This is a genomic window from Arthrobacter sp. NPDC080086 (assembly GCF_040702285.1).
In genome coordinates this window covers 53,562-73,337 of sequence record NZ_JBFBKP010000004.1, presented here as the reverse complement: position 1 = coordinate 73,337, position 19,776 = coordinate 53,562, and the positions used below count along the sequence as shown (strand labels likewise).

Genomic DNA, 19,776 nt, shown 5'->3' with positions numbered 1-19,776 from the left:
GCCCCTGACCGGGGTGCCCTAGCACACGCACCGCCCGAATAGCGATTCGAAGAAGTTTTCGATTAGCATGGTAAGCGTGCCTAAAGCCGTAGCTGAAGAACCCGCCGTCGTTATCCAGCCTGACGCCACCGCGCCGGAGCCCGGAAAAGCCGTGTCCCGGACCGAAGGAAAGACGGCCCGGGTGGCCACCGCGGTGCCGGAACGGCCCGACCTGTCCCGCCTGGTGGTGAAGGGCGCCCGCGAGCACAACTTGCGCAACGTTGACCTGGACCTGCCGCGCGACGCGATGATCGTCTTCACCGGCCTCTCCGGCTCCGGCAAGTCCTCCCTGGCGTTCGACACCATCTTCGCCGAGGGCCAGCGCCGCTATGTCGAGTCGCTCTCCGCCTATGCCCGGCAGTTCCTGGGCCAGGTGGACAAGCCCGACGTCGACTTCATCGAGGGCCTCTCGCCCGCGGTCTCGATCGACCAGAAGTCCACCAGCAAGAACCCCCGCTCCACCGTGGGCACCATCACCGAGATCTACGACTACATGCGCCTGCTCTGGGCCCGTGTGGGGCGCCCGCACTGCCCGGTCTGCGGCGAGCCCGTCACCAAGCAGACCCCGCAGCAGATCGTGGACCAGCTGCAGGAACTGCCCGAGGGTACCCGGTTCCAGGTCCTTGCGCCCGTGGTCCGCGGCCGTAAGGGCGAATTCGTCGAGCTCTTCAAGGAGCTCAGCGCCAAGGGCTACTCCCGTGCCCGGGTGGACGACAAGCTGGTCCAGCTCAGCGACCCGCCCAAGCTGGGCAAGCAGTTCAAGCACACCATCGAGGTGGTGGTGGACCGCCTGGTGGTGAAGGAAGGCATCCGCCAGCGCCTGACCGACTCGGTGGAGACCGCCCTGGGGCTCGCCGAGGGCCGCGTCCTGGCAGAGTTCGTGGACCTCGACGCCGATGATCCCGAGCGGATCCGCGCGTTCTCCGAGCACCTCGCCTGCCCCAACGAGCACCCCCTCGCGCTGGACGAGATCGAGCCCCGCTCCTTCTCCTTCAACAACCCGTTCGGTGCCTGCTCGGTCTGCAGCGGCATCGGCACCCGGCTCGAGGTGGACGAGGAACTCATCGTCCCCAACCCCGAGCTGTCCCTGGCCGAGGGAGCCATCGCCCCCTGGTCGATGGGCGCCGCCACCACCGAATACTGGATTCGTCTCCTCAGCGGCCTCGCCAAGGACGTCGGCTTCTCCATGACCACGCCCTGGGAGAAACTCTCCAAGGATGCCCGCCAGACCGTCCTGCACGGCAAGGACCACAAGGTGGTCGTGCAGTACCGCAACCGCTTCGGCCGGGAACGCAAGTACAGCACCGGCTTCGAGGGCGTCGTGCAGTACGTGCACCGCAAGCACACCGAGACGGATTCCGACTCGGCCCGCGACCGGTACGAGGAATACATGCGGCAGGTCCCGTGCCCGGCCTGCAATGGCGCGCGCCTGAACCCGGCCTCGCTGTCCGTGCTGATCAACGGCAAGTCCATCGCCGAGGTCGCCGCCCTGCCGATGCGCGAGTGCGCCCACTTCCTGGACACCCTGGTGCTCACCGGCCGCGAGGCCCAGATCGCCAACCAGGTGCTCAAGGAGATCCAGGCCCGCCTGACCTTCCTGCTGGACGTCGGCCTCGAATACCTGAACCTGGAACGGTCCTCGGGCACCCTGTCCGGCGGCGAGGCCCAGCGCATCCGCCTGGCCACCCAGATCGGCTCCGGCCTGGTGGGCGTGCTCTACGTCCTCGACGAGCCCTCGATCGGCCTGCACCAGCGCGACAACCGCCGGCTCATCGAAACCCTCACCCGGCTCCGGGACCTCGGCAACACCCTGATCGTGGTCGAACACGACGAGGACACCATCCACGAGGCCGACTGGGTGGTGGACATCGGACCGGGCGCCGGCGAGCACGGCGGAAAGGTGGTCCACTCCGGCTCCTACCAGGACCTGCTGAAGAACACCGAGTCCCTCACCGGCGACTACCTCTCCGGCCGGAAGGCCATCGCGGTGCCGAAGAAGCGCCGCAAGTACGACAAGAAGCGCGAGCTGAAGGTCGTCGGGGCCAAGGAAAACAACCTCCTCAACGTAGACGCCTCCTTCCCGCTGGGGCTCTTCACCGCAGTCACCGGCGTCAGCGGCTCCGGCAAGTCCACGCTGGTCAACGAGATCCTCTACAAGGTCCTCGCAACCAAGCTCAACGGCGCCAAGCAGGTGGCCGGCCGGCACAAGACCGTCCAGGGCCTCGAGCACCTGGACAAGGTGGTCCACGTCGACCAGAGCCCCATCGGCCGCACGCCCCGGTCCAACCCGGCCACGTACACCGGCGTCTTCGACCACATCCGGAAGCTCTTCGCCGAGACCACGGAGGCCAAGGTCCGCGGCTACCTGCCCGGCCGGTTCTCCTTCAACGTCAAGGGCGGCCGTTGCGAGGCTTGCTCCGGCGACGGCACCCTGAAGATCGAGATGAACTTCCTGCCGGACGTCTACGTCCCCTGCGAGGTCTGCCACGGCGCCCGCTACAACCGGGAAACGCTCGAGGTCCACTACAAGGGCAAGACCATCGCGGACGTGCTGAACATGCCGATCGAGGAGGGCGCGGAGTTCTTTGCCGCGTTCTCGCCGATCGCCCGGCACCTGCGCACCCTGGTCGACGTCGGCCTCGGCTACGTGCGGCTGGGCCAGCCGGCCACCACCCTCTCCGGCGGCGAGGCGCAGCGCGTCAAGCTGGCAGCGGAACTGCAGAAGCGCTCCAACGGCCGCAGCGTCTACGTCCTGGACGAGCCGACCACCGGCCTGCACTTCGAGGACATCCGCAAGCTCCTCATGGTGCTGCAGGGCCTCGTGGACAAGGGCAACACCGTGATCACCATCGAGCACAACCTTGACGTGATCAAAAGTGCGGACTGGATCGTGGACCTGGGTCCCGACGGAGGCTCCGGCGGCGGGCGGATCGTCGCCTCCGGCACCCCGGAACAGGTTGCCAAGTCCAAGGACAGCCACACCGCGGCGTTCCTCGCCGAAATCCTCGGCTAGCCCCTTCTCGACGCATCAAGAGGCTGTCGACACGCAAATGCCCTGCCGCACCCGGAATTCCGGGCGCGACAGGGCATTTGTGCGTCGAACGACACCCGTGGCAGCGTGCCGCACGGGATCCGGCCTCCGGTTAACCGTTCGTCTGGACGAATTTCGGCCTTCCGGCCCCTCGTGAGAAACTAGGGCCCGTGATGCCAACCCCCGTGCCCGTGATCTTCGACCTGGACGGCACCCTGGTGGACCCGGCCGGCGGCATCACCGGAGGCATCGCCGCCGCCCTGCGGCAGCTCGGGATGCCCGTTCCGGGCCCCGCCGACCTGGACGCGATGGTGGGCCCCAAGCTCAGCCACTCCCTGCTGGAGATCGCCGGCGTCCCCGCCGACCGGCTCGAGGACGTCATCCGGCTCTACCGGGCGCACTACCTCGCCGAGGGCATTGCCCGGAGCCGGGTCTACGACGGGATCCGCGAACTGCTGGAGACCTTCGCCGCCGACGGCCGGCCCGCCGCGGTCGCCACCCAAAAACCCGAGCACCTGGCCCGGATCGTCCTGGACCACCACGGCCTGACCGGTTTGTTCCACACCATCCGGGGCTCCGCCGCGGACGAGTCCGCCTCCGCGCACGGACCGGCCGGGAAGGCCGGGATCGTCGCCGCCGCCCTCGCCGACCTCGGCACCGGCTACGCCGTCATGGTGGGGGACCGCGCCCAGGACGTCGCCGGAGCGGCTGCCAACGGCCTGGAGTGCATCGGGGTAGGCTGGGGTTTTGCGCTCGACGGCGAACTCGCCGGGGCGGGCGCGGTGGCGGTCGTGCACAGCACCTCCGACCTAACCGACACGATTACCCGGCTGGACGCCGTCCGGACCGGTGCCCTGCAGGCCCTGAACGAGGTGCACACCGATGGCAATGTTTGACGCGATCCGCTGGACCACGCGGGGGCTGGTCAGCTCGACCTGCCGCCCCACGGTCATCGGACTCGAGAACGTCCCCACCACGGGACCGTTCATCGTGGCGCCGAACCATCTGTCCTTCCTGGACAGCGTGATCGTCCAGGCCCTCATGCCGCGGCCGGTGGCGTTCTTCGCCAAGGCCGAATACTTCACCACCAGCGGCGTCAAGGGCCGCCTGATGAAGGGCTTCTTCGAGGCCGTCGGTTCCATCCCGGTGGAGCGCGGCGAGCAGGCCGCCAGCGTGCAGGCACTCAAGACGCTCCTGGACATCCTCGAAGCCGGCAAGGGCATCGGCATCTACCCCGAGGGCACCCGCTCCCGCGACGGCATCCTCTACCGCGGCCGCACCGGCGTCGGCTGGCTCGCCCTGACCACCGGGGCCCCGGTCATCCCGGTGGGCCTGATCGGCACCGAGAACCTGCAGCCGGCGGACAGCAACAAGGTCCGCCCGCAGCACTTCACCATGAAGGTGGGGGAGCCGCTCTACTTCGAGAAGACCGGCCCGGACCACTCGCTCCCGGCCCGGCGCCAGGTCACCGACAAGATCATGGACGCCATCGCCGAGCTGAGCGGCCAGGAACGCGCCACCACCTACAACCAGAGCAAAACCGTCGAGTAGCGCCAACTCCGATACGGGAGGGCGGCGCGTGCGGCGTGCCCCGATGCGGGGGCGGGGCGTGCCGCTCAGTAGAATGAACTAGTGGCACATCCAGCGAGTTACCGCCCCAAGACCGGGGAAATCCCTACCAATCCGGGCGTCTACCGTTTCCGGGACCCGCACGGCCGGGTCATCTACGTCGGCAAGGCCAAGAACCTCCGCTCCCGGCTGAACTCGTACTTCGCCAACCCCGCGGGACTGCTGCCCAAGACCCACGCCATGGTTCACACCGCCAGCAGCGTGGAGTGGACGGTCGTCGGCAGCGAGCTGGAATCCCTGCAGCTCGAATACACCTGGATCAAGGAATTCAAGCCGCGGTTCAACGTGATGTTCCGCGACGACAAGAGCTACCCCTACCTTGCGGTCACCATGTCGGAAAAGTACCCGCGCGTGCAGGTGATGCGCGGCGACCGGCGCAAGGGCACCCGCTACTTCGGCCCCTACACGGCCGGCGCCATCCGCGACACCATGGACACGCTGCTGCGCGTCTTCCCGGTCCGCAGCTGCAGCCCCGGGGTGTTCAAACGCGCCGAGGCCAGCGGCCGGCCCTGCCTGCTCGGCTACATCGACAAGTGCTCCGCCCCCTGCGTCGGCCGCATCTCCCCGGAGGACCACCGGGTCCTGGCCGAGGACTTCTGCGCCTTCATGGGCGGCGAAGCCAAGCGCTTCGTCTCCCGGCTGGAAAAGGACATGGCCGCCGCCGTGGCCGAACTCGACTACGAGCTGGCCGCCCGGGTGCGCGACGACATCGTCGCCCTGAAAAAGGTCTTCGAACGCAACGCCGTCGTCCTCGCCGAGGACACCGACGCCGACGTCTTCGCCCTTTACGAGGACGAGCTGGAGGCGGCCGTGCAGGTCTTCCACGTCCGCGGCGGCCGGATCCGCGGTCAGCGCGGCTGGGTAGTGGAAAAGGTCGAGGACTCCACCACCCCGGACCTCGTCGAACACCTCCTGCAGCAGGTCTACGGCGCGGAGGGCGAGGTCCAGGGCCGGCTTCCGCGCGAGATACTGGTCCCCGCCGAACCCAGCAACGCCGAGGAGCTGGCCCAGTGGCTCAGCGGCCTGCGCGGCGCCCGGGTGGACATCCGGGTCCCGCAGCGCGGGGACAAGGCCACACTGCTCTCCACCGTCCGGGATAACGCCGAACACGCCCTCAAGCTGCACAAGTCCCGCCGTGCCGGCGACCTGACCATGCGGTCCCAGGCGCTGAACGAACTGCAGGAGGCGCTGGACCTGCCGGTGGCGCTCCTGCGGATCGAATGCTTTGACATCTCGCACGTCCAGGGCACCAACGTGGTCGGTTCCATGGTGGTGGTCGAGGACGGCCTGCCGAAGAAGTCGGACTACCGCAAGTTCTCCGTCACCGGGCCCGCCGCCAACGACGACACCGCGGCCATGCACGACGTCCTGACCCGCCGCTTCCGCAACTACCTGCAGGAGCAGGCCGTCACCGCAGGCTCAAACTCGGAGCCGGGCTCCGGCCCGCTGGCCGCCGCCCAGGCCGCCGCCGTCGCCCCCGCCGCCCCCGCCGCCGGGGCCCCTTCAACCAGCTCCGGCTCCGGCCCGGTCACCGACACCACGACGCCGGCGCCCAAGGCGAAGTTCGCCTATCCGCCCAACCTCGTCGTCGTCGACGGCGGCAAGCCCCAAGTCAACGCCGCAGCCAAGGCCCTCGCCGACCTCGGCATCCAGGACGTCTACGTCGTCGGCCTGGCCAAGCGGCTCGAGGAGGTGTGGCTGCCGGACAGCGACTTCCCGGTCATCCTGCCCCGCGCCTCCGCCGGGCTCTACCTGTTGCAGCGGATCCGCGACGAGGCCCACCGCTTCGCCATCACCTTCCACCGGCAAAAGCGCGGCAAGGCCATGACCGTCTCCGTGCTCGACGGCGTGCCCGGCCTCGGCGAATCCAAACGCAAGGCCCTACTGAACCAGTTCGGCTCGGTCAAGAGCATCAAGGCCGCCAGCGTCGAGGAGCTCACCGCGGCCAAGGGCATCGGTCCCGCGCTGGCCGCCGCGATCGTGAAGCATTTCGACGCCGGCGACGGCGGGGACGAGCCCGCCGCGCCCGCGATCAACATGACCACGGGAGAAATCCTGGAAACTTAGCCCGGGCCGGCAAACTTGGCTAGGGTTAGAGGCTGATGCACGACGCGCGGCCGGCAGCACTTGCCCCGCGCGCCGTGCCGACGGCAGAGCAGACAGCAGAGATGGGGCACGACCGATGACAGAGTCACCTGCGGGAACCGGAGCAGAGGACGACCTGACCCCGGTGAAACCCGTCGAGGGGGAGCTGCTGGTGGTCACCGGCATGTCCGGCGCCGGGCGCAGCACCGCCTCCGACGCGCTCGAGGACCACGGCTGGTACGTGGTGGAAAACCTCCCGCCGCAGATGCTAGGAACCCTCGCGGAGCTGGTCTCGCACGCCCCGGGCTCCATCTCCAAGCTCGCCGTCGTGGTCGACGTCCGCAGTAAGGACCTGTTCGCGGACATCCGCGCCGCGCTGCGCAACCTCGAGGCCAGCGGCGTGACCTTCCGGGTGTTGTTCCTCGACGCCAGCGACGACGTCCTGGTCCGCCGCTTCGAGCAGGGCCGCAGGCCGCACCCGCTGCAGGGCGGCGGCCGGATCCTCGACGGCATCTCCGCCGAACGGGAACTGCTCCGCGAGCTGCGCGAGTCCTCCGACATCGTCCTGGACACCTCCCCGCTGAACGTCCACGGCCTCGCCACCGCCATCACCGAACTCTTCAGCGAGACCGGACCCGTGGCGCTCCGCCTGAACGTCATGAGCTTCGGCTTCAAGTACGGCCTGCCGGTGGACGCGAACTTCGTCGCCGACGCCCGCTTCATCCCCAACCCGCACTGGGTCCCGCAGCTGCGCCCGCACACCGGGCTGGACAAGGACGTCAGCGACTACGTGCTGGAGGCCGAGGGCGTCAGCAACTTTGTGGAACGCTACGTGCTGGCCCTCGAACCGGTCCTGGACGGTTACCGGCGCGAGAACAAGCACTACGCCACGATCGCCGTCGGCTGCACCGGCGGCAAACACCGCTCCGTCGCCGTTGCCGTCGAACTCTCCCGCCGGCTGGCCCAGTACCCCCGGGTCACGGTCACCACGACCCACCGGGATCTGGGCCGCGAATAATGGCGCTCCTCACCGGCCCCCTGCCCCTGGTCCCGGCCGCCAGCGCCGCCTCCGCCGGCCAGCAGGACAAGGGCCCCTCCGTCGTCGCGCTCGGCGGCGGCCACGGGCTCGCCGCCTCGCTCTCCGCCCTGCGCCTGCTTACCTCCGAACTCACCGCGATCGTCACGGTCGCGGACGACGGCGGCTCCTCCGGGCGGCTGCGCGAGGAGTACGGCGTGCTGCCCCCCGGTGACCTGCGGATGGCCCTCTCCGCCCTGTGCGATGACACCGACTGGGGCCGGACCTGGCGCGATGTCATGCAGCACCGCTTCAAGCCCGGCCGCGGCACGGGCGGCTCGCTCGACGAACACGCGATGGGCAACCTGCTGATCGTGACCCTCTGGGAACTCCTCGGCGACACGGTGGCCGGGCTGCAGTGGGCCGGCGCGCTGCTGGGCGCCCGCGGCCAGGTGCTGCCGATGTCCACCACCCCGCTGACCATCGAGGGCCAGGCACGGGTCCCCGGACCGGACGGCACCCCCGTCCTGGAAACCATCCGCGGCCAGGCCCGCTGTGCCGTCGCCGGCACCCTCGAGGCCGTGAGGCTGCTGCCGGAGGCGGCCCCGGCCTGCGTCGAGGCGCTCACCGCAATCGAACTCGCGGACTGGGTGGTCCTCGGACCCGGGTCCTGGTACACCTCCGTGCTGCCGCACCTGCTGCTGCCGGAGATGCGCACCGCGCTCTGCAACACCGAGGCCCGGCGCTGCCTGACCATGAACCTGGCGACCAACACCAAGGAAACCGCCGGCATGTCCGCCGCGGACCACCTCCGGGTGCTGCGGGACTACGCTCCCGACTTCACCGTCGACGTCGTCCTCGCCGACCCCGCCTCCGTGCCGGACACCGCCGACTTCGAGCGGGCGGCCGCGATGCTCGGGGCCGAGGTGGTCTTGGGTAAGGTTAGGGCGTCGAGCCGCCGGCCCGTGCATGATCCGCTGCGCCTGGCGACGGCGTACCACGACATTTTTGGAAACAGGTAGGAAGGTGCCATGGCACTGACAGCATCGGTCAAGGAAGAACTTTCCCGGCTGGACATCAAGAAATCCTCGGTCCGCAAGGCCGAGGTCTCCGCCATGCTGCGCTTCGCGGGCGGCCTGCACATCATCTCCGGCCGGATCGTGATCGAGGCGGAGGTGGACCTGGCGTCCACCGCCCGCCGGCTCCGTGCCGCGATCGCCGAGGTGTACGGCCACCAGAGCGAGATCATCGTCGTCTCCGGCGGCGGCCTGCGCCGCGGCAGCCGCTACGTGGTCCGCGTGGTGCGCGACGGCGAGGCGCTGGCCCGCCAGACCGGCCTGCTGGACGCCCGCGGCCGGCCCGTCCGCGGCCTTCCTTCCGTCGTCGTCAACGGCTCGGCCGCCGACGCGGAGGCCGTCTGGCGCGGCGCGTTCCTGGCCCACGGCTCGCTGACCGAACCGGGCCGGTCCTCCGCGCTCGAGGTCACCTGTCCCGGCCCCGAATCGGCGCTGGCCCTGGTCGGCGCCGCCCGCCGGCTCGGCATCCAGGCCAAGGCCCGCGAGGTCCGGGGAGTGGACCGCGTGGTGATCCGCGACGGCGACACCATCGCCGCGCTGCTGACCCGGATGGGCGCGCACGACGCGCTCATGGTCTGGGAGGAGCGCCGGATGCGCAAGGAAGTCCGCGCCACCGCCAACCGCCTGGCCAACTTCGACGACGCCAACCTGCGCCGCTCCGCCCAGGCCGCCGTCGCCGCCGGTGCCCGCGTGGACCGTGCCCTGGAAATCCTCGGCGACGACGTCCCGGACCACCTGAAGTACGCCGGCGAACTCCGCGTGGCGCACAAGCAGGCCAGCCTGGACGAGCTGGGCCGCCTGGCCGACCCGGTGATGACCAAGGACGCAATCGCGGGCCGCATCCGCCGCCTCCTGGCCATGGCGGACAAGCGCGCCCAGGACCTCGGCGTCCCCGGCACCGAGGCCAACGTGACCCCCGAGATGCTGGACGAGTAGCGGCACCCGCGGATCAGCGACAGAATCGGATCCAGGGCACGGGAATACCTCGCCGCCAGCGGAGGCTATGCCCACCGGGTCCACCCACAATCTTCCGGATGTCCAAGCATCCGGAGGCACAATCCGAGAGTTAGCAAAACCGGACCGTCGGGTCCACGACATTGGAGGATTTTGTGACCGAGTACGTACTGCCAGAGCTGGACTATGATTACGCCGCGCTGGAGCCCCACATCTCCGCAAAGATCATGGAGCTGCACCACAGCAAGCACCACGCAACCTACGTCGCCGGCGCCAACAACGCGCTGGCACAGCTGGCCGAGGCCCGCGAAAAGGGCGACTTCGCCAACATCAACCGCCTCTCCAAGGACCTCGCGTTCCACACCGGCGGCCACATCAACCACTCCGTCTTCTGGAAGAACCTCTCCCCGGACGGCGGCGACAAGCCCGAGGGCGAGCTGGCCGCCGCGATCGATGACGCGTTCGGTTCCTTCGACGCCTTCCGCGCCCAGTTCAGCGCCGCGGCGCTGGGCCTGCAGGGCTCCGGCTGGGGCTTCCTGGCCTACGAACCGATCGGCGGCAACCTGGTCATCGAGCAGCTCTACGATCAGCAGGGCAACGTGGCTCTCGGCACCACCCCGCTGCTGATGCTGGACATGTGGGAGCACGCCTTCTACCTGGACTACGTCAACGTCAAGGCCGACTACGTCAAGGCGTTCTGGAACATCGTGAACTGGGCCGACGTCGCCAAGCGTTTCGACGCCGCCCGCAGCAACGCGACCGGCCTCATCACCCTCTAGCCGGACCCCCGGCGGAAACCCGCGTGTAACAAACCTCACATTTTGTTGCGCAAGGGGCCGAATCACGGAAGGCCCGCCCCTTTTGTTGCAGGGGCGGGCCACCTTAAACGTAAGATGGATCACGGAAGGCGGTTAGCCTTCAGCAACGTGGCTGGTCGCCCTCCGATCTGGTAATCATCTCTGCCCAATGGCGTGCGGGATCTGTTAGTTGGCTTGAACGCCTACTCAACTAATCGTGCTTGAGAGAGCACCAAGGAGACTGAAAACGTGACGACACGTATTGGTATCAACGGCTTCGGCCGCATTGGCCGCAACTACTTCCGCGCCGCCCTCGCACAGGGCGCCGACCTTGAGATCGTTGCCGTCAACGACCTCACCAGCCCGGAAGCCCTGGCCCACCTCTTCAAGTACGACTCCGTCGGCGGCCGCCTGGCCGAGTCGATCGAGGTCAAGGACGGCAACATCGTCGTCGACGGCAAGACCATCAAGGTCCTGGCCGAGCGCGATCCCGCGAACCTGCCCTGGGGCGAGCTCGGCGTGGACATCGTGATCGAATCCACCGGTTTCTTCACCAAGGCCGCCGATGCCAAGAAGCACATCGACGCCGGCGCCAAGAAGGTCCTGATTTCCGCACCCGCCTCGGACGAGGACATCACCATCGTCATGGGCGTCAACGACGGCCTGTACGACAACGATGCGCACCACATCATCTCGAACGCCTCCTGCACCACCAACTGCCTCGGCCCGCTGGCCAAGGTCGTCAACGACGCGTTCGGCATCGAGCGTGGCCTGATGACCACCGTGCACGCCTACACCGCCGACCAGAACCTGCAGGACGGCCCGCACAAGGACCTCCGCCGCGCCCGCGCCGCAGCCATCAACATGGTCCCCACCTCCACCGGTGCCGCCAAGGCCATCGGCCTGGTCCTCCCGGAGCTCAAGGGCAAGCTGGACGGCTACGCCATCCGCGTTCCCGTCCCCACCGGCTCCGCCACCGACCTCACCGTCACCGTCTCCCGCGAGACCACCGTCGAGGAAGTCAACGCCGCCCTCAAGGCCGCCTCCGAGACCCCGGAACTCAAGGGCCTGCTGACCTACACCGACGAGCCGATCGTCTCCTCCGACATCGTCGGTGACCCGGCCTCGTCGATCTTCGACTCCGGCCTGACCAAGGTCATCGGCAACCAGGTCAAGGTTGTGTCCTGGTACGACAACGAATGGGGCTACTCCAACCGCCTCGTCGACCTCACGGAGCTCGTCGCATCCAAGCTGGGCTAGGGTAAGAGCCATGACATTCCACACCCTCGACGAACTGATCGCTGAAGGTGTCCGCGGGCGGTACGTTCTGGTCCGAAGTGACCTGAACGTGCCGCTCGACGGCTCTACAGTGACTGATGACGGCCGGATCAAGGCCTCCCTGCCGGTCCTCACGAAGCTCACCGACGCCGGTGCACGCGTGCTGGTCACGGCGCACCTGGGCCGCCCCAAGGGCGCCCCGGAGGAGAAGTACTCGCTCAAGCCCGCCGTCGCGCGCCTGGCCGAGCTCGCCTCCTTCCCGGTCACCCTCGCCGACGACACCGTGGGGGAGTCCGCCACGGCGGCCGCCGCCGCGCTGTCTGACGGTGCGGCTCTGGTACTCGAGAACGTGCGTTTTGACGCGCGGGAGACCTCCAAGGACGACGCCGAACGCGGCGCCTTCGCGGACGAGCTGGTCGCCCTCACCGGCGGCAACGGCGCCTTCGTGGACGACGCCTTCGGCGCCGTGCACCGCAAGCACGCCAGCGTCTACGACGTCGCCACCCGCCTGCCGTCCTACCAGGGCGACCTGGTCCGGACCGAGGTCGAGGTGCTGCGGAAGCTCACCACGGACACCCAGCGGCCCTACGTGGTGGTGCTCGGCGGTTCCAAGGTCTCGGACAAGCTCGCCGTGATCGAGAACCTCATCGGCAAGGCCGACACCATCCTGGTGGGTGGCGGCATGCTGTTCACCTTCCTCGCGGCGGCGGGCCACAAGGTCGCCGGCAGCCTGCTCGAAGAGGACCAGATCCCCGTCGTCCAGGACTACCTGAAGCGCGCGGCCGACGCCGGCACCACCTTCGTCATCCCCACCGACGTCGTCGTGGCCGCCAAGTTCGCCGCCGACGCCGAGCACGAGACCGTGCAGGCGGACGCGATCGAGGAGAGCCGCTTCGGCACCTCCGGCATCGGCCTGGACATCGGCCCCGACTCCGCGGCAGCCTTTGCCGCGAAGATCGCCGAGGCGAAGACCGTGTTCTGGAACGGCCCCATGGGCGTCTTCGAATTCCCGGCCTTCGCCGGCGGCACCCGTGCCGTCGCCGAGGCGCTGACGAAGACCGGTGCCTTCACCGTGGTGGGCGGCGGCGACTCCGCCGCTGCGGTCCGGACCCTCGGCTTCGCCGACGACCAGTTCGGGCACATCTCCACCGGCGGCGGCGCCAGCCTCGAGTACCTCGAAGGCAAGGACCTCCCCGGCCTGAGCGTGCTGGACCGCTAGACCCTTCCGGCCGGCCGGGCGCCCACGGGTGCCCGGCCGGCCCCTTTTTCACCGCAACGACTTTTGGAGACCTCGTGACCACGTCAACCAACGGCAAGTTCGACCGGAAGCCCTTCATCGCGGGCAACTGGAAGATGAACATGGACCATGTCCAGGGCATCACCCTGCTGCAGAAGCTCGCCTGGACGCTCTCGGACGCCAAGCACGACTACAACCGCGTGGAGGTGGCCGTCTTCCCGCCGTTCACCGACCTCCGCGGCGTCCAGACCCTGGTCCAGGGCGACGACCTGCAGGTGGCCTATGGCGGCCAGGACCTGAGCCAGTTCGACTCCGGCGCCTACACCGGCGACATCTCCGGTGCCTTCCTCGCCAAGCTGGGCTGCAGCTACGTTCTCGTCGGCCACAGCGAACGCCGCACCATCCACCAGGAGACCGACGAGGTCCTCAACGCCAAGACCAAGGCCGCCTTCAGCCACGGCCTCACCCCGGTGCTGTGCGTGGGCGAAGGCCTCGAGGTCCGCCAGGCCGGAACCCACGTCGAGCACACCCTCGCCCAGCTCCGCGCCGGCGTCGAGGGCCTCACCGCCGAGCAGGCCGCCGAACTGGTCGTGGCCTACGAGCCCGTCTGGGCCATCGGCACCGGCGAGGTCGCCGGACCGGAGGACGCGCAGGAAATGTGCGCCGCGATCCGCGCCGAGCTCGAAAAGCTCTTCGACGGTTCCGTGGCCGCGAAGACGCGCCTGCTCTACGGCGGTTCCGTGAAGGCCAACAACGCTGCCGCTATCCTGAAGGAACGCGACGTGGACGGGCTGCTGGTAGGCGGTGCCAGCCTGGACGCGGCCGAGTTTGCTAATATTGTCAGGTTCGAGAGCCACCTCACGGCGGAGTAGTCCGCCGCAGGTACCGGTTCCCGCAATCCCCTCTTTCGAAAGGCCGTCGTGGACGTTCTTCATGTCATCCTGCAGGTGCTGCTGGGTATCACCAGCCTCCTGCTGACCCTGCTCATCCTGCTGCACAAGGGTCGCGGCGGCGGTCTGTCCGACATGTTCGGCGGCGGCATGAGCTCCGGGCTCAGCTCCTCCGGCGTGGCGGAGCGGAACCTGAACCGGTTCACGATCGTCCTCGGCGTCACCTGGGGCGTGGTCATCATCGCCCTCGGCCTGCTGATGCGCTTCAGCACCGGCGCCGACTCCTAGCGCCGGCCGCGGGCCCCTCACGGGGCCGGTGCAGACAATTTCATACGGGCCCTCCGGCCCTGACCGCATCGGGAACTTCCTGCTTACACTGTCGCTTGCAACCGCCAACGGACCATGACAGTAGCCAGGAGTTCCCGATGCTGCATTCTGCGACAGGTTTCAGGGGTATCCGCGTCGGCGCGGTGGCCGGCGCGTCCGCCCGCCACGAGCCGTTCGACGGCGGCGCCACCCCGCCCCGGGTCAGCGTGTGCTTCCGCTGCGCCAAGGGCCACGAGACATCCGTCGTCTTCGCCCGGCTGCCCGAGGACCAGATCCCGGGCGTCTGGGACTGTCGCCGCTGCGGTTGCCCGGCCACGCGGGACGAGGCCCGCTTCGCCCTCGAGGACGAGCCGGGGGACAGCTACAAGACCCACCTCGAATACGTTAAAGAGCGGCGCTCCAGCCAGGACGCCGAAGACGTCCTGGCCGGAGCGCTGGAAAAACTACGCGCCCGACGCGCTTTTGCGGACCAGTTGCTCCGGGACACGTGAGGCCGCTTCCTCGTCGATCAGCCAGAGCGTCTCCAGGCGACCACGCGGCCCGGCCGCCGGGACCTGGACGGGGTTGGCGCCGGCCAGGGCCAGGCCCACGGCACCGGCCTTGTCGTCACCGGCCACCACCATCCACACCTCGTCCGCGGTATTGATCGTCGGCATCGTCAGCGAGACGCGCAGCGGCGGCGGCTTGGGGGAGTTTCGGACCCCCACCACCGTCAGCTGCTTTTCCCGGATGCCCGCCTGCTCGGGGAACAGCGAGGCCACGTGGGCGTCCGGGCCGACGCCGAGAAGAACGATGTCCAGCCGCGGGAGCGTGCCCGGCTCCTCCGGACGGTCATCGGACGTGTCCGCCGCGTGTTCCGCGGCGGCGGCCTCGGCCAGCCGGCGCGCGTAGTCCGCGGCCGCCTCCTCCGGGGTGTCGAATTCGTCCGAGGAGCCAGGGACCTGCACCCGGGCGGGGTCGACGTCGATGTGCGCGAGCAGGGCCTCCTGCGCCTGGCGGGCGTTCCGGTCGGCGTCGTCGCGGCCGACGAAGCGCTCGTCGCCCCACCAGAAGTTGACCTTGGACCAGTCCACCGCGCGGACCGCGGGGGATTCGGCCACGGCCTTGAGCGATCCAATGCCCATGGTGCCGCCGGTCAGGACCACCGTGGCCTGGCCGTGCTTGTCCTGGATGTCCACCAGCTTGGTGATCAGCCGGGCGGCGATCGCCGCCATCAGGACCTTGGAGTCGGGGTGGATGCTAACTCTGGGCTCAACGCTCACTGGGACGGACACTCCTTAGGTTGGTACGCGGCAGTCCAATGGTAATCACTTCGCCGAAGACCTCATCCGGGTCCAGGCGCCGGAGTTCCTCGGCCAGGCAGTCCTTGAGGCTGCGCCGCGGCAACGAGATCCGCTGCACGGGCTGTCCCGGCTGGCTCAGCTCGGCCACGTCCAGGCCCGGCCGGAACAACTGCACGTCCCCGCCGGTCCGGCAGAGCCGCACCCGGCGGATGCCGGTGCCGGCCGGGTCGGCGACGATCGTCACCGGTGCGTCGAGTGCCAGCGTGAGCCAGGCCGCGAGCAGCAGCGTGCTGGGGGAGTCGGAGGCGCCCTCGACGGCGACGGCGGTCACCGGGGAGGCATCGACCTGGTCCAGCGCGGCGGCCAGCTGGATCCGCCAGTTGGTCAGGCGGGTCCAGGCCAGGTCCGTGTCGCCGGCCTTGTAGGTGCTGCGGATGTTCTCGAGCGCCGCGTACGGGTCCGGCTCGTTGGCCGAGTCCGTGATGCGGCGGTGCGCGATCCGTCCGATTGAGGTCTCGCAGGCGTTGCGCGGGGCACCGTGCGGCCACCAGGCCACGATCGGAGCGTCCGGCAGCAGGAGCGCGGCCACCAGGGACTCGCTCTCCTCGGCCAGTTCGCCGTAGCCGCGCAGCACGATCACCTCGGAGGCACCGGCGTCGCCGCCCACCCGGATCTGGGCGTCCAGCCGGGTGGGGGCGGAGGCCCCGGCGTCGGCGAGAACGATGATCCGGCAGGGGTGCTCCCGGCTGGCCTCGTTGGCCGCCTGGATGGCTTCCTCCTCCAGGCCGGACTTGGTGACCACCACAAGGGTCAGCACTCGGCCCAGGGCGATCACCCCGCCGCGTTCGCGCAGCGACATGATCTCCTTGGAGATCTTGGACGTGGTGGTATCGGGAAGATTGACGATCATGGCCTTCTCCAGGTCCGCCCGTCGCGGGCAAGCAGTTCATCGGCGGAGGCGGGGCCCCAGCTGCCGGGCGCGTACGGCTCCGGTTGTTCCTTCTTCGCGGCCCAGTGTTCCTCGAACGGGTCGAGGATCTTCCAGGACAGCTCCACCTCCTGGTGCCGCGGGAAGAGCGGCGGCTCACCCAGGAGCACGTCCAGGATCAGACGCTCGTAGGCCTCAGGGCTGGACTCGGTGAACGAGTGGCCGTAGCCGAAGTCCATGGTCACGTCGCGGACTTCCATCTGCGTGCCGGGAACCTTGGACCCGAAGCGGATGGTCGCGCCCTCGTCCGGCTGGACGCGGATGACGACGGCGTTCTGCCCGAAGGTGTCCTCGCCGTGGTCGCGGAACAGCAGGTTGGGGGCGCGTTTGAAGACGACGGCGATTTCGGTCACCCGGCGGCCCAGGCGCTTGCCGGCGCGCAGGTAGAACGGCACCCCGGACCAGCGGCGGGTGTTGATGTCCACCCGGATGGCGGCGAAGGTCTCGGTGTTGGAGTCCTTGGGGATGCCCTCTTCCTCCAGGTAGCCGAGCACCTCCTCGCCACCCTGCCAGCCGCCGGCGAACTGGCCGCGCGCCGAGTGGGCGGACAGGTCCTCTGGCAGCCGGACGGCGGCGAGGACCTTTTCCTTCTCCGCGCGCAGGTCGTCGGCATTGAAGGAAATGGGTTCCTCCATGGCCGTCAGCGCCAGCAGCTGCAGCAGGTGGTTCTGGATGACGTCGCGGGCCGCGCCCACGCCGTCGTAGTAGCCCGCGCGGCCGCCGGTGCCGATGTCCTCGGCCATGGTGATCTGCACGTGGTCGACGTAGTTGGCGTTCCAGAGCGGCTCGAACAGCTGGTTGGCGAAGCGCAGCGCCAGAATGTTCTGGACCGTTTCCTTGCCGAGGTAGTGGTCGATGCGGAACACGGCGTCCGGCGGGAAAACGGACTCGACGATGTCGTTGAGCTGCCGGGCGGACTCCAGGTCGTGGCCGAACGGCTTCTCGATCACCACGCGGCGCCACTTGTCGCCCTCGGCCTGGGCCAGGCCGTGCTTGGACAGCTGGCGGCAGACCAGCTCGAAGGCCTTCGGCGGGATCGAGAGGTAGAAGGCGTGGTTGCCCTGGGTGCCGCGCCGTTCATCGAGCTCGTTGATCGTCTCGCTCAGCCGTTCGAACGCCTCGTCGTCGTCGAATTCGCCCTGGACGAAGCGGATGCCCTCGGACAGCTGCTCCCAGACGGTCTCGTCGAACGGGGTGCGGGCATAGCTCTTGACCGACTCCTTCACCTCGGCGGCGAAGTCCTCGTCCTCCCACTGCCGCCGCGCGAAGCCCACCAGGGCGAAGCTGGGCGGCAGAAGTCCGCGGTTGGCCAGGTCGTACACGGCCGGCATGAGTTTCTTGCGGGCCAGGTCACCGGTGACGCCGAAGAGCACCAGGGATGAGGGGCCGGCGATGCGGTTAAGTCGGCGGTCCCGCGGGTCGCGGAGCGGATTGCGCCCCCGGCCCGCGGCCTTCTGACCGCCGTTGTGCGTGGATGGCATGGTTGGTCTGGTGCCTTAGCTTTCGGGGGACGAGGGGGAGTGGCCGGTGCCTGCCGCGCCGGGCAGCGAGCGGACCAGCTGCTGCAGCTGGGCGACGCCGGCGGCCCGGTCGGTCAGGTGCAGCCGCAGGACGGGACGGCCGTGCTCGGAGAGTACCTGCGCGTCGCCTGCGGCCTGGGCGGAGATGAGTTCGCCGAAGCTGAACGGCCGGTCCGGGATGGCCAGGTCCGTCGCGGAGGCCGCGGTGACCTGCAGGAACACGCCGATCGCGGGGCCGCCCTTGTGGAACTGCCCGGTGGAGTGCAGGAAGCGCGGGCCCCAGCCGAAGGTCACCGGCCGGCCGGTGGCCGCGGCGAGCTCGTCGCGGACGCCCTCCAGCGGCGCGTAGCTGAGCCGGTCGAAGTAGGCCTGGACGCTGAGGTAGCCGTCCGAACCGAGCTGGCCGAGCAGCGCGGTGACGGCCTCGGCGGCCGTCCCGGCCCCGCCCAGCCAGTCGCCGCCGCGGACCTCGATGGCGCCGTCGGTGAAGTTGGCGGGCGTGGGTTCGGGCTGGGCGTCCAGCAGGCCGCGGGCGGCCACCTTGGCGGCCTCCACGTCGGGCTGGTCGAACGGGTTGATGCCCAGCAGCCGTCCGGCGACGGCGGTGGCGAATTCCCAGGTCATCATCTGGGCGGCGAGGCCGCCGGCGATGGCCGCCTGGTCGCCGGAGAGTTCGACGTCGGCGTCGGCCGCCACGAGCCGGACGACGAGCACGTCGGCGGCGCCGGAGGTGACCTCCGGGGCGTGGGGGCCGGCGACGACGGGCAGCACGCCGGTGCCCAGCTTGCCGGTGGATTCGGCGATCAGCTGCTCGGCCCAGTCGGCGAAACCCTTGATCCCGGAGCCGTCCTCGGCGATGACGATCTTGTTCCGCAGCGGGCTGGTGCCGCCCAGGGCGGCGCCGAGGGCCAGGCCGATGTTGTCCTCGCTGTCCTCGTTGAGGATCTCCGCGGTCTCCTCGGCCTCGTCCAGGAACGCCTGGATGTCGACGCCGGCCAGGCCCGAGGGGACCAGGCCGAACGCGGTTAGTGCCGAGTAGCGGCCGCCGACGTTGGGGTCGGCGTTGAACACGGCACGGTAGCCGGCCTCGCGGGCGGACGTGTCCAGCGGCGAGCCGGGATCCGTGACGATGATGATGCGGCTCTTGGCGTCCAGGCCGGCCTCGGTGAAGGCGTGCTCGAACACCCGGCGCTGCGAGTCGGTCTCCAGCGTGGAGCCGGACTTGGAGGAGACCACGATGGCGGTCTCGGCCAGGCGGTCCGCGAGGGCGGCGGAGACCTGTTCGGGGTCGGTGCTGTCCAGGACCGTCAGCTCGACGCCGGCGGTGCCCGCGATGACCTCGGGGGCCAGCGAGGAACCGCCCATGCCGCAGAGGACGATGCGCGTCACCCCTTCGGCGTGGAGCTCGTCACGAAGGGCCAGGATGTCCTGGACCAGCGGCTGGGAGACCGTGGCGGCCTCCACCCAGCCGAGCCGGACCGAGGCCTCGGACTCGGCGTCGGCGCCCCAGAGCGTGGGGTCCTTGGCGAAGATCCGGGTGGCGACCCGGTCCTCCAGCAGGGCGGGCAGGTGCTGTTCGTGGGCCGAGCGGGCTGCTCCCGCGGCGTCGTAGCTGAGAGTGGTCATG

General features: G+C 69.3%; 17 protein-coding genes. 13 read left to right on the top strand and 4 right to left on the bottom strand.

Going from position 1 to position 19,776, the window contains the following annotated elements; translation table 11 throughout:
* The first annotated feature begins 151 nt into the window (after positions 1-151).
* From uvrA to AB0305_RS03110, 13 genes are all read left to right on the top strand, one after another.
* Positions 152-3,052: an excinuclease ABC subunit UvrA gene (uvrA, locus tag AB0305_RS03170; RefSeq protein ID WP_290258249.1), complete on the top strand. Its 2,901-nt coding sequence runs from the start codon at positions 152-154 to the stop codon at positions 3,050-3,052.
* Positions 3,053-3,243: 191 nt separating this feature from the next.
* Complete coding sequence (locus tag AB0305_RS03165) at positions 3,244-3,966, top strand: HAD hydrolase-like protein (protein WP_364137946.1); 723 nt, start codon at positions 3,244-3,246, stop codon at positions 3,964-3,966.
* Positions 3,953-4,621 carry a lysophospholipid acyltransferase family protein gene (locus AB0305_RS03160; protein ID WP_290257928.1) on the top strand — a complete coding sequence of 223 codons (669 nt, stop codon included), beginning with the start codon at positions 3,953-3,955 and terminating at the stop codon, positions 4,619-4,621. Before AB0305_RS03165 ends, AB0305_RS03160 begins: the two co-directional genes overlap by 14 nt.
* A gap of 81 nt (positions 4,622-4,702) precedes the next feature.
* Positions 4,703-6,766: an excinuclease ABC subunit UvrC gene (gene uvrC, locus AB0305_RS03155; protein ID WP_364137441.1), complete on the top strand. Its 2,064-nt coding sequence runs from the start codon at positions 4,703-4,705 to the stop codon at positions 6,764-6,766.
* Between the two features lie 115 nt (positions 6,767-6,881).
* Positions 6,882-7,802, top strand: coding sequence for an RNase adapter RapZ (rapZ, locus tag AB0305_RS03150; RefSeq protein ID WP_290257926.1), 921 nt, complete (start codon positions 6,882-6,884; stop codon positions 7,800-7,802).
* Positions 7,802-8,821: a uridine diphosphate-N-acetylglucosamine-binding protein YvcK gene (gene yvcK / locus AB0305_RS03145; protein WP_364137439.1), complete on the top strand. Its 1,020-nt coding sequence runs from the start codon at positions 7,802-7,804 to the stop codon at positions 8,819-8,821. The genes rapZ and yvcK overlap by 1 nt, the downstream gene beginning before the upstream one ends.
* Before the next feature lie 9 nt (positions 8,822-8,830).
* Positions 8,831-9,811 carry a DNA-binding protein WhiA gene (gene whiA, locus AB0305_RS03140; protein ID WP_290257924.1) on the top strand — a complete coding sequence of 327 codons (981 nt, stop codon included), beginning with the start codon at positions 8,831-8,833 and terminating at the stop codon, positions 9,809-9,811.
* A 173-nt stretch (positions 9,812-9,984) separates the two neighbouring features.
* Positions 9,985-10,608, top strand: a complete 624-nt coding sequence (locus AB0305_RS03135; protein ID WP_364137436.1) for a superoxide dismutase — start codon at positions 9,985-9,987, stop codon at positions 10,606-10,608.
* A 267-nt stretch (positions 10,609-10,875) separates the two neighbouring features.
* On the top strand, positions 10,876-11,886 hold the full coding sequence (gap, locus tag AB0305_RS03130; RefSeq protein WP_290257922.1) for a type I glyceraldehyde-3-phosphate dehydrogenase: 1,011 nt from the start codon (positions 10,876-10,878) through the stop codon (positions 11,884-11,886).
* A 10-nt stretch (positions 11,887-11,896) separates the two neighbouring features.
* Complete coding sequence (locus AB0305_RS03125; RefSeq protein WP_364137434.1) at positions 11,897-13,123, top strand: phosphoglycerate kinase; 1,227 nt, start codon at positions 11,897-11,899, stop codon at positions 13,121-13,123.
* Between the two features lie 74 nt (positions 13,124-13,197).
* Positions 13,198-14,013 (top strand): triose-phosphate isomerase, encoded by an 816-nt coding sequence (gene tpiA, locus AB0305_RS03120; RefSeq protein WP_290257920.1) that lies wholly within the window; start codon positions 13,198-13,200, stop codon positions 14,011-14,013.
* 48 nt (positions 14,014-14,061) lie between these two features.
* A complete protein-coding gene (gene secG, locus AB0305_RS03115; protein WP_290257919.1) occupies positions 14,062-14,319 on the top strand; it encodes a preprotein translocase subunit SecG in 258 nt (85 codons plus the stop codon).
* 137 nt (positions 14,320-14,456) lie between these two features.
* Entirely contained in the window at positions 14,457-14,849 is a 393-nt protein-coding gene (locus tag AB0305_RS03110) for an RNA polymerase-binding protein RbpA (RefSeq protein WP_364137431.1), read from the top strand.
* Here AB0305_RS03110 and pgl read toward each other — a convergent pair.
* Genes pgl through AB0305_RS03090 form a run of 4 tightly spaced genes read right to left on the bottom strand, consistent with a single transcriptional unit; the run spans position 14,802 to position 19,775 of the window.
* On the bottom strand, positions 14,802-15,620 hold the full coding sequence (gene pgl / locus AB0305_RS03105; protein WP_364137429.1) for a 6-phosphogluconolactonase: 819 nt from the start codon (positions 15,618-15,620) through the stop codon (positions 14,802-14,804). The genes AB0305_RS03110 and pgl overlap by 48 nt on opposite strands.
* Positions 15,610-16,551: a glucose-6-phosphate dehydrogenase assembly protein OpcA gene (locus AB0305_RS03100; RefSeq protein WP_364137427.1), complete on the bottom strand. Its 942-nt coding sequence runs from the start codon at positions 16,549-16,551 to the stop codon at positions 15,610-15,612. The genes pgl and AB0305_RS03100 overlap by 11 nt, the downstream gene beginning before the upstream one ends.
* Positions 16,548-18,110, bottom strand: coding sequence for a glucose-6-phosphate dehydrogenase (zwf, locus tag AB0305_RS03095; RefSeq protein ID WP_290257915.1), 1,563 nt, complete (start codon positions 18,108-18,110; stop codon positions 16,548-16,550). The genes AB0305_RS03100 and zwf overlap by 4 nt, the downstream gene beginning before the upstream one ends.
* 15 nt (positions 18,111-18,125) lie before the next feature.
* Positions 18,126-19,775, bottom strand: coding sequence for a glucose-6-phosphate isomerase (locus tag AB0305_RS03090; RefSeq protein WP_364137425.1), 1,650 nt, complete (start codon positions 19,773-19,775; stop codon positions 18,126-18,128).
* Position 19,776 lies beyond the last annotated feature (1 nt).

Coding starts and splice junctions, on each gene's coding strand:
- AB0305_RS03165 (WP_364137946.1), top strand. CDS start 3,244: ATGCCAACCCCCGTGCCCGTGATCTTCGACCTGGACGGCACCCTGGTG.
- AB0305_RS03160 (WP_290257928.1), top strand. CDS start 3,953: ATGGCAATGTTTGACGCGATCCGCTGGACCACGCGGGGGCTGGTCAGC.
- rapZ (WP_290257926.1), top strand. CDS start 6,882: ATGACAGAGTCACCTGCGGGAACCGGAGCAGAGGACGACCTGACCCCG.
- yvcK (WP_364137439.1), top strand. CDS start 7,802: ATGGCGCTCCTCACCGGCCCCCTGCCCCTGGTCCCGGCCGCCAGCGCC.
- whiA (WP_290257924.1), top strand. CDS start 8,831: ATGGCACTGACAGCATCGGTCAAGGAAGAACTTTCCCGGCTGGACATC.
- AB0305_RS03125 (WP_364137434.1), top strand. CDS start 11,897: ATGACATTCCACACCCTCGACGAACTGATCGCTGAAGGTGTCCGCGGG.
- AB0305_RS03110 (WP_364137431.1), top strand. CDS start 14,457: ATGCTGCATTCTGCGACAGGTTTCAGGGGTATCCGCGTCGGCGCGGTG.
- AB0305_RS03100 (WP_364137427.1), bottom strand. CDS start 16,551: ATGATCGTCAATCTTCCCGATACCACCACGTCCAAGATCTCCAAGGAG.
- zwf (WP_290257915.1), bottom strand. CDS start 18,110: ATGCCATCCACGCACAACGGCGGTCAGAAGGCCGCGGGCCGGGGGCGC.
- AB0305_RS03090 (WP_364137425.1), bottom strand. CDS start 19,775: ATGACCACTCTCAGCTACGACGCCGCGGGAGCAGCCCGCTCGGCCCAC.